9 protein-coding genes are annotated in these 9,629 nt (G+C 47.5%); 1 reads left to right on the top strand and 8 read right to left on the bottom strand.

What is annotated here, in order from left to right:
• The 7 genes from MO387_RS19510 to MO387_RS19480 all read right to left on the bottom strand — a co-directional run.
• The coding region (locus MO387_RS19510) for a transposase (RefSeq protein WP_242326464.1) at nucleotides 1-194 on the bottom strand (194 nt) is incomplete at its 3' end.
• A gap of 267 nt (nucleotides 195-461) precedes the next feature.
• Nucleotides 462-614, bottom strand: a complete 153-nt coding sequence (locus MO387_RS19505; RefSeq protein WP_159075001.1) for a hypothetical protein — start codon at nucleotides 612-614, stop codon at nucleotides 462-464.
• A gap of 90 nt (nucleotides 615-704) precedes the next feature.
• A complete protein-coding gene (locus tag MO387_RS19500) occupies nucleotides 705-1,787 on the bottom strand; it encodes a DUF3137 domain-containing protein (protein ID WP_107950178.1) in 1,083 nt (360 codons plus the stop codon).
• Between the two features lie 466 nt (nucleotides 1,788-2,253).
• Nucleotides 2,254-2,964 carry a phosphate signaling complex protein PhoU gene (gene phoU / locus MO387_RS19495; RefSeq protein WP_106650093.1) on the bottom strand — a complete coding sequence of 237 codons (711 nt, stop codon included), beginning with the start codon at nucleotides 2,962-2,964 and terminating at the stop codon, nucleotides 2,254-2,256.
• Between the two features lie 81 nt (nucleotides 2,965-3,045).
• On the bottom strand, nucleotides 3,046-3,864 hold the full coding sequence (pstB, locus tag MO387_RS19490) for a phosphate ABC transporter ATP-binding protein PstB (protein ID WP_106650092.1): 819 nt from the start codon (nucleotides 3,862-3,864) through the stop codon (nucleotides 3,046-3,048).
• Between the two features lie 33 nt (nucleotides 3,865-3,897).
• Nucleotides 3,898-5,556 carry a phosphate ABC transporter permease PstA gene (gene pstA, locus MO387_RS19485; protein WP_107947003.1) on the bottom strand — a complete coding sequence of 553 codons (1,659 nt, stop codon included), beginning with the start codon at nucleotides 5,554-5,556 and terminating at the stop codon, nucleotides 3,898-3,900.
• Between the two features lie 59 nt (nucleotides 5,557-5,615).
• Complete coding sequence (locus tag MO387_RS19480) at nucleotides 5,616-7,874, bottom strand: ABC transporter permease subunit (RefSeq protein ID WP_107947002.1); 2,259 nt, start codon at nucleotides 7,872-7,874, stop codon at nucleotides 5,616-5,618.
• Nucleotides 7,875-8,074: 200 nt separating this feature from the next.
• Here MO387_RS19480 and MO387_RS19475 point away from each other — a divergent pair, with 200 nt between their 5' ends.
• Nucleotides 8,075-8,575 carry an ACT domain-containing protein gene (locus MO387_RS19475; RefSeq protein ID WP_006081064.1) on the top strand — a complete coding sequence of 167 codons (501 nt, stop codon included), beginning with the start codon at nucleotides 8,075-8,077 and terminating at the stop codon, nucleotides 8,573-8,575.
• A 130-nt stretch (nucleotides 8,576-8,705) separates the two neighbouring features.
• Here MO387_RS19475 and MO387_RS19470 read toward each other — a convergent pair whose 3' ends face one another.
• Nucleotides 8,706-9,593 (bottom strand): DMT family transporter, encoded by an 888-nt coding sequence (locus MO387_RS19470; protein ID WP_012088774.1) that lies wholly within the window; start codon nucleotides 9,591-9,593, stop codon nucleotides 8,706-8,708.
• Between the last annotated feature and the right edge of the window lie 36 nt (nucleotides 9,594-9,629).

Raw genomic sequence — 9,629 nt, 5'->3', positions numbered from 1 at the left:
ATACGCTTAACCATCAACGCAGTGGTAATGGCTAAGTCGCTAAACACACGAGGACGACCTTTCTTGGGCTGCTCGACCTTGGCTTTCCACTTAGCAATTGCATCCTCATCAATCCAGAAGGTAAGTGAACCGCGGTTGATTAAGGCTTGGTTGTATTGCTTCCAGTTGGTTGTTTTATAGCGAGGTTTTGACACGGTTAATGGGTAAGTTGATAGGCGATGCCGATCAGATCAGCGGCTACAGTTTTAGTTCAACTTATTTAGGAAACAAAGCCCTGATAAGGTACTAAAATAGGACAAAAAACAGTTGGCTTTTTGCTCCTTCGTCACTAAGTTTAGCCAACAATTTTGTGCCTCTTAGTGAGACGTTAGACATAGAAATTTTAATCCGATAATCATAAATCTGGTCTAAGAATCTGACTAAGGAAATATCAAGAAGTGTGTTGCGTATGTCTTGTAAATCTACAGGTTACGCAAATGCTCGAAAGGTGAGCCATGGTGATTAGCGAGACGACCGTCTGCCCCATGGACGGGGCGGTCGAGCATCCAAGGACGGACTTGCTGTGCGTCGGTGAGTAAATGCCATGGCAAGCCTTCATGTGTGGATACCTGCAAACGCTAAGTCCTCTGAAGCAACCTCTTCTCACGACGAATAAAAGCCTGCTCAAAGTACAGTTCAAAATACAGAGAAAAGAGCTGCTCTAGTTAACCCGCTAGCGTCTTAATCCTCTCAAGTGTCTGCTGTGTCGCTAGATTTTGCGTTGCAAGATAATCCAATTTTAGCTGTTTGATGATGCCAGTAATCAAGACTAACTCCTGCTGTAACTGCGGAATTTTCGACATATCATGGGTGGGTAAATTGATGTCGACGGTATCAAATAAATTGCCAAAATAGCTGGCCATGATCAGCACTTTATTGGCTTTAAATTCGATACTCAGCCCCGACCCGCGAGCCGTTTTACGGAATAACTGTTCCAGTTCAACGAGGCGTTCCATTACGGCGGGAGACAATAGATATCGCGCGTAATGTTGGTCGTGGGAATACACTTCAAACATGGCTTCAAAGGTCACGCTTTCGAGTTTCACTCTGGGTTTCTTTATGCCTGCCATGGTGTTACCAAGGGAGCCATAGTCTTGGCTGACAACAGTATGGGATTCAAAGCTAAAGGGCATCGTCATGATTACGACCCCACCTTTAAATTGGATCTTGTCTGACTTGCTGCCGCGGGACTTTAAGGTTAATTCGCAAAATTCGAAGCTGATATCCTCTACCTTGCCGCGAATATGATCCTCTGATTGTTGCTTGCTAAAACGGGGCATAAGTTCGAAATCTGCCACTGAATCAAGGTTGACACAGGAGTCGGGGCTATAACGGTAGTCCCCTAGTTTTTTGAGTAAAACAGGCAAGATTTTATATTTGTAATGGCGCTTATATTGCATTTCAGGCAGATGAACCCACATCAAAATGCCGGCGAGAACGATCAGGCTCAAAATGGTTGGGTCATGGTTAGAGGCTAACGAGATTAAATCAAAAGCCAGTGCGGGCAGGCACAATAGCCAACCTAGACGCTTCGCCCATTTTTTACGGGAGAGTTTAGTTTCAAGCTTTTCAATTCGATAGGCTTCTAGCGGCGCTAATAGCTGCAATAGTTCGGCTTTAGCGTCCTCGGACAGTGGCGGTAATTCAGCGCGGGGAAAATCAGCGGGTAAATTCGCTTCAGAAATATGATTTCGAATACTTTTAAGAGCTTCGAAACCTTGCTTTAAAGAATACAATAATGGGCTCATCAACTTATCCATGTTATCGCCGACACAGCGCCCATTCCGTTGCGCTGCTAACCCCAAACCTTAGCGGTAACAAATAGGGTGGCGGTTAAATTCTGAGGTTAACATGCTGTGATATCAATCCACAGCTAAACACAAAAACGCTAGCACTTAGGCTTCGACTGCTTTCACTATCTAGGTCTACCGCCCTTTCCAGCAGCTAAAGCTTGTTGCAAGCATCAGATTAAACAAAGGTTAATTTATTGTAAACACAAAAATGACCTTCTTTATTCGCGGTACTGATCCAGAATGCCAGTTAACAATCTAATTTAGCTATCCAATTTCACAATCCATAGCCCAAAATCCTAGCTCGCTTCTTTATCTCACTATCCTAATCAACGGTCCTAGCTCAGCATCCTAAAAGCAAAACGCTCCACAGAGACTGCGGAGCGTTGTATTCAGGCATTACAACAGCAGATTAATGCGTGTGTTAGCCTTTCATGTCCTTTTCCATATCTTCGTAGGAAGTATGGCGAACGTCTTTGCCTTTCACATAGTAGATGATGTATTCACAGATATTTTTACAACGGTCGCCAACACGTTCAACCGCACGCGCTGCCCACAGTACGTCTAAGACATCAGGGATTGAACGCGGATCTTCCATCATATAGGTCATTAACTGGCGGATAATGCCTTCGTATTCACGGTCAAGCTTAGCATCTTCTTTGTGCAGCTCTAACGCAGTATCGGCATCCATACGGGCCAAAGCATCTAAGGTCGCGTGTAACATACGGGTCGCGTGACGGCCCATATTTTCAATGCTAACCAGTAAAGGTTGTTGATTATTCAAACGCTTATCTAACGCTGCTTTAGCGATACGCACGCAGGCATCACCAATACGCTCAAGATCGGCGATGGTTTTTGAGATGGCGATAATCAGCCGTAAATCGCTGGCCGCAGGTTGACGCTTGGCGATAATGCGCGTGCACTCTTCGTCGATAGACACTTCCATGCCATTGACCTTGTGATCGCCATCGATAACCCGCTGCGCAAGTTCAGCATCAAGCGCGCTGAGCGCGTCAATGGCTTGCTCAAGCTGACGTTCAACCAAGCCACCCATTGCGAGTACGCGGTTACGGATATCATCCAGTTCAGCGGTAAACTGTCCTGAGATGTGCTTACTTAAATTCATGTTTTCCATTTAGCCAACCTTTTACTTAACTGTTTACCAAGCATGCTCAAAGCCTGCGGTTGCGGCTTTATCCGAACGCTACCGAGCTGATTAACCGTAACGTCCTGTGATGTAATCTTCGGTCTTACGTTTTTTCGGCGTGGTGAAAATCGTGTTGGTATCGGCGTATTCGACCAATTCACCCATATACATAAAGGCCGTTTGATCTGACACCCGCGCCGCCTGTTGCATGTTGTGAGTCACAATAACCACAGTATATTTCGTCTTAAGTTCGGTGATTAGCTCTTCAATCGTCAATGTCGAAATCGGATCGAGTGCCGATGTGGGTTCATCGAGTAATAACACTTCTGGCTCGATGGCAATGGCACGGGCAATTACCAGACGTTGTTGCTGACCGCCAGATAAACCAAAGGCATTATCGTGCAATCTGTCTTTGACTTCGTCCCAAATCGCCGCGCCGCGCAGCGAACGCTCGGCCGCTTCGTCGAGTTCACGACGGTTATTCAACCCTTGCAATCTCAAACCATAAACGACGTTTTCATAAATCGACTTAGGAAACGGGTTCGGGCGCTGGAACACCATACCCACGTTACGGCGCAGGGCCGCAACGTCGATTTTCTTGTCGTAAATATTCTGACCGTGCAGCAAAATTTCACCGTCGATATGGCAGTTATCCACCAAGTCGTTCATGCGGTTAATACAACGCAGCAGCGTCGATTTACCACAACCACTGGGGCCGATAAAGGCGGTCACTTGCTTCTTGGGGATCTTCATCGATACATTAAACAGCGCTTGTTTACTGCCATAGCGCAAGTCTAAGTTACGGATCTCCAACGCGGTGTCGGTCTGGCTTAAGTTCGCTAAATCAAAGTTGTTGGTTTTCATTGCTGTCGAATCTATAGAAATCATATTCAGTCCTAATACTTTCAGGATAATCGCTGATTAGTGCTCAAGCGAACGATATTTTTCACGCAAGTGGTTACGTACGCCAATGGCCGTCAAGTTGAGTGCCACAATCACAGACACCAGCAAGAAGGAAGTCGCATACACCAGAGGACGTGCCGCTTCAACGTTAGGACTCTGGAAGCCCACATCATAAATATGGAACCCTAAGTGCATGAACTTACGTTCTAAATGCACAAACGGGAAGTTAAAGTCCAGTGGTAATGTTGGGGCTAATTTCACTACACCCACCAACATCAATGGGGCCACTTCACCGGCGGCGCGGGCGACCGCTAAAATCAAACCCGTCATGATAGCTGGGCTCGCCATTGGGATCACAATGCGCCACAGTGTCTCAGCTTTCGTTGCGCCCAGTGCCAAACTACCCTGACGCACCGCACTTGGGATACGGCTCAAACCTTCTTCGGTCGAAACGATCACCACAGGCAGAGTCAAAATGGCTAAGGTCAATGCCGACCAAATCACCCCTGGCGAACCAAAGGTCGGTGACGGTAATGCTTCAGCGTAAAACAGTTGGTCGATAGAGCCGCCCATCATGTAGACGAAGAAACCCAAACCAAACACGCCATACACGATTGACGGCACACCCGCTAAGTTGATTACCGCAATACGGATCATCTTAGTGATTGGGCCTTTCTTAGCGTATTCATGTAAATAAACCGCCGCGACCACACCAAATGGCGTCACGATAACGGCCATCAACATCACCATAAACACAGTACCGAAAATCGCCGGGAAAACGCCGCCTTCGGTGTTAGCTTCACGCGGGTCGTCACTCACAAAACGGCCGATACCGATGAACCATTTACCAATTTTACCAATTAGGCTTAAGTGGTTAACATAAGTCACATCCAGCACTGTATCTAGCTTAAGCTCAACTTCTTCACCGCGCATATCACGCACGATTACTGAATCTCGCGCCGCGTCATCACGCAGGGCAAATAACTCTTTTTCAAGCACTAAGTAATCTTTTTGCAGTTGCGCTCGCTTGGCCACCAAGTCAGCTTTATTGCTGTCGGTCAGTTCGCCATCAAGCTCGTAACGACGCTCCTGTAAACGCAGCTTTTCAATGGCGTAGTTAATCGAGCCAATGTCTTGCTTCTGCAAATCTACCGCTTTGTCCGATAAGGCTACTGCACGGTCGATATGCTCCATTAAAGAAGATTCAATCGCATCGTTGACTAAATCCAGACGCTTGCCATTTTCAATCACTGCGATTGGATAACCGTAGAAGTTACCGTTTTTAGCCCGCTCAATCATGGCGACATCGCTTGGCGTAGAACGGCTCAGAATGTCAGTGCCTAATATCCAGCGGAAATCTAGCCCTACAAACTCACGGTTACCGGTTTTCACTAAGTAACGGGTGACGAACTCGCCAGGATGCTCTTTAAACACATGGCCCGCAGCAATCAAACGCTCAGTCGGTACTTCTTCCCTATCGTAAACTTCACCAATTAAGGTTGAACGTACACCCGTGTTATCTTCGAGCTCCCACTGGTAAACCGTTGCTGGCCAAAAGTAACTTAAGCCACGCCAAGCGATTAACAGTAATAAGCCTAAGACGGCAATCAAACTGATGCTCACCGCACCGCCCGTCATCCATATCCATGGCGAGCCTGATTTTACCCACTTACCCATTGCACAAACCTCTCAAGGTCACTGGCGAAATAGTATTTAATGTCATTGTCTTATCCCCGTTACAGCGAGCTATAGCGTTCACGTAGACGCTGTCTCACCACTTCTGCAATGGTGTTAAAGAAGAATGTAAAGATGAATAGCACGAACGCCGCGAGGAAGAGCACACGGTAATGCGAACTACCGATAGCCGACTCAGGCATTTCAACCGCAATGTTTGCTGCCAAGGTTCGCATCCCTTCGAACACGCTCCATTCCATAATCGCAGTGTTACCTGTGGCCATCAGTACTATCATTGTCTCGCCCACAGCGCGGCCTAGGCCCATCATGATGGCCGAGAAAATACCCGGACTTGCGGTTAACAACACCACGCGGGTCAGTGTCTGCCAAGGCGTCGCACCTAAGGCTAAGCTGCCGTTCGATAAATGACGTGGCACAGAGAAAATCGCATCTTCCGCGATAGAGAAAATCGTTGGAATAACCGCAAAGCCCATGGCGATACCTACTACCAGCGCGTTACGTTGGTCGAAGGTGATGCCCAGTTCGTTGGTGATAAATTGACGGGTATTACCATCAAACAGCGCCACTTCGATGATAGGGCTGACCGCAAAAGAGAACCAACCCACGAAACAGACCACAGGGATCAACATCAGCTCTTGGTACACTTCGGGTAAACGTTGTTTCCAAATAGCAGGTAACTTACTCCAGCCATAGGCCGAAGCGAGAATCGAGGTCGGCAACAGGGTCAGTAAAATCAAGATACCGGGGAGATGTTCTTCAATCAGCGGCGCTAACCACAGACCCGCCAAGAAACCTAAAATAACCGTCGGTAAGGCTTCCATGATTTCGATGGTCGGTTTAACGAAACCGCGCACCTTAGGCGACATAAAGTAAGCGGTGTAAATCGCACCGGCAATAGCTAAAGGCACGGCAAACAACATGGCATAAAATGCCGCTTTCATCGTACCGTAGGCCAATGGCATTAAGCTCAGCTTAGCTTCGAAATCATCAGACCCCGAAGTCGATTGCCATACGTATTTAGGCTCTGGATAACCTTCATACCATACCTTGTCCCACATGGCGCTCCATGACACTTCTGGGTGGGAGTTTTCCACACTGAAGATATGCAGCTTTTTGTCCGCTTCAACGACTATGCCGTTTGAGCGTGGGGTAAAGCCCATTTTACCGGGGTTTTTAAGGTCGAATTTTTCGTCAAACAGTTCACGATGACTCGTGGTGTAGAGCAATGTCAGCTCGCCCTCAGGGCTCACAGTCGCAAAACTCTTACGGTAGAATTCAGAGGTAAGTGACTCGATAGGCGGTAAGTCATCAAACTGGCGGATTTCTTGATATAAACGCCCTTTTGGACCACTGACTTGGAAGTACTGGGCCACAATACCTGTGTCGTAGCTGACCAGTAACGAACTCGCGCCCGCCAGCAAAGCCACGTTATTCACCTGGGCTTTAGCACGTTCAACATCAATCACCTGCAGCAGATCTAAGCTGTCAGTATCACGGATGTCGTACACGAAGATTTTATTGCCAGTTTGCAACATCAATTGACGTTGATCGGGCGTCATCAGCTCATGGGAGACTTTCTTCGGCGCATCTTGAATCTGTGACGTCGTAGACACCCACTCCACTTCTTCAGTCATCATGTTCTCTTGCCCTTCGAGGCGAGTCAGGCGCCAAACGCCGCTCTCATCTTGATAGGCAAAGCTCATTTTGTCTGAACTGTAGGTGAAGGTCAGTTTATGAATCGCACTGCCCGTTTCATCGACTGTAATTGGGGTTTCGCCTGCGGGATAACGCAGTTTAGGCGTGATTAAGCGCTTGTTGTTTGGATAACTTAAACCAAACTCTAGGCCAGCCACTAGCACCTGACCATTACTTAATCCCAGCGCAAAACGCTGTTCGCTCGGCACGGCAACGGCGGCACTGGTCACAGTCACGCCCGCTGGCAATGGCGGTGTAAAGCTAGAAAGTAGGCTACCGTCGGCAACGGTATAGAAGTCCACTTGGCCATCAACGGCCACACGGTACATCACCTCATTTTGCTCTTCAGCGCCCACCATTAAAGTAGGTACATCCGCGTGTTGATAGCTCACCGTTTTAACCGGCGTGACATCAGCACTATCGAAAATGGGTTTAATCACATACAACAGATAAAAGAAGATCAACAATAAGGCGACAAACACCATAGTGCCGCCGATAGTGACGCCGATTTGCGCCGCTTTATCCTTAAATGCCCTGCGATTCGAGCGTCCGCCTTTAAGCATACTGTGCGATGCAGGACCAGGTTGAGTGACCTGACTTTCCATTAAGAACCTCTATTATTAATAGCCAGCGAGTTTTTTCGCTAGGATTTGCCGAGTGCTATGCTTACACTGTTTGAACGTAAACTGAGCAATAACAACATCCTTTATTCTAAGTGCGTTGGATTATATGACGCAAAGATGACAGTTGTGTTACACCCCGTTTTAAAACAGGTGCCTTTTACAAAAAATAGGAGTCAGTCACTATGCTACGATATTTGATCACACTACAAGCACCTGATAGAAAAGGATTAGTAGAACAAATCGCCCATGCGGTTAGCCGTCACGGCGGCAACTGGCTCGACTCGGAATTGCGCCATATCGACGGTATCTTTGCCGCAATTCTGTTACTTGAAGTGCCTTCACTGCGTATGGATGAGCTTATTGAGGCGCTGGAGTGCATCGATAGCCTCACCCTCACCTATGCCAAAACCTCGGTCGCGCTTAAACCCATCAAACGCTTAAGCTACAACCTAGTAGCCTATGACAGACCCGGACTCGTGCTCGATATCTCAAATAAGATCAACGCCCTTGGCATCAATATCGAGCAGTTTAGTAGCCAATATGAAACCGCTGGCCACACAGGTATCGCTCTGTTTCGGGCGACTATCGGCCTTGGACTCACAGATCTCGCCCAAGAAGATCAACTAGTAGCATCCCTCTATGCCCTGGGTGATGATCTCGTACTTGATAGATTAAGCCGTTAACCTTTACGACGAGCGAACGCTTTGCACGCCCACACATTTAGAACTTGCATTTACAGGCAGCACTTAAAGCGCTTTTTAAAAAATGCATAAAATAGAAACGCCGCTAAGCAGATGCCAGCGGCGTTTTTGTTTAAGTCACTTTTTGATGCCGAGATTTGACTAAGTAACGCAGTGGCACTTGGGAGATCAACATCCCTAGCAACATCAAGCCACAGCCGAATAATGCCCGCACACTCAAACTCTCATCGAGGAAAATAATGCCGCCAATGGCCGCAAATACCGTTTCTAAACTGAGGATAATCGCCGCATGGGCAGGATGCGCATTTTTCTGCGCCAACACTTGCAAGGTATAAGCAATCCCTACCGAAATCAGCCCCGCATAGAAGAGTGAACCCCAAGCCGCCATCACGCCATCGAGCGTGGTGACTTCAATTACCGCCGACACCATCAAACTCAGCACGCCGCAGACGAAAAACTGCATCATTGCTAACACCACGGGCGAGATCCGCTTGGCAAAATGATCCACCGCCAGAATGTGCAATGCCCAAAACAAGGCGCCCACCAACTGCAAGGCATCGCCATAACCTATGCTCATGCCATCTTTAACGCTTAAAAAATACAAACCGACCGCGGCAATCGCGCAGCCAAGCCAAGTATTCAAGCCTGTTGTATGTTTTAGTGCTAACCCAAGCACAGGCACTAACACTATATATAAGCCAGTGATAAAACCCGCGTTCGCTGCTGTGGTGTATTGCAAACCGACCTGTTGAAATGACGCGCCCGCAAACAGTAAAACCCCGACCAGCAAACTGCCGCGCACTAAATCCTTTGGCGCACTCACATGCAGCTTATTTTGCCGACGCAAGTACCACACCAAAGGCACTAAACTAAACGTCCCCATTAAAAAACGAATACCATTAAACGCAAAGGGAGAAAGATGTTCCATACCTAAGGTTTGGGCAACAAATCCAAAACCCCAAATCGCGGCGGCAAGCAGTAATAACAGGTTGGCAGGCAAGATAAATTCTCAGTTATCAAAAAGATCACAAGATTA

The organism is Shewanella sp. N2AIL, from assembly GCF_022690845.1.
GTDB lineage: Bacteria > Pseudomonadota > Gammaproteobacteria > Enterobacterales > Shewanellaceae > Shewanella > Shewanella baltica.
This window is presented reverse-complemented; position numbering and strand designations above follow the sequence as displayed.

Bases quoted from the DNA above. Each gene is read 5' to 3' on its own strand.
- MO387_RS19500 (WP_107950178.1), bottom strand. From the start codon at position 1,787: ATGAGCCCATTATTGTATTCTTTAAAGCAAGGTTTCGAAGCTCTTAAA.
- phoU (WP_106650093.1), bottom strand. From the start codon at position 2,964: ATGGAAAACATGAATTTAAGTAAGCACATCTCAGGACAGTTTACCGCT.
- pstB (WP_106650092.1), bottom strand. From the start codon at position 3,864: ATGATTTCTATAGATTCGACAGCAATGAAAACCAACAACTTTGATTTA.
- pstA (WP_107947003.1), bottom strand. From the start codon at position 5,556: ATGGGTAAGTGGGTAAAATCAGGCTCGCCATGGATATGGATGACGGGC.
- MO387_RS19480 (WP_107947002.1), bottom strand. From the start codon at position 7,874: ATGGAAAGTCAGGTCACTCAACCTGGTCCTGCATCGCACAGTATGCTT.
- MO387_RS19475 (WP_006081064.1), top strand. From the start codon at position 8,075: ATGCTACGATATTTGATCACACTACAAGCACCTGATAGAAAAGGATTA.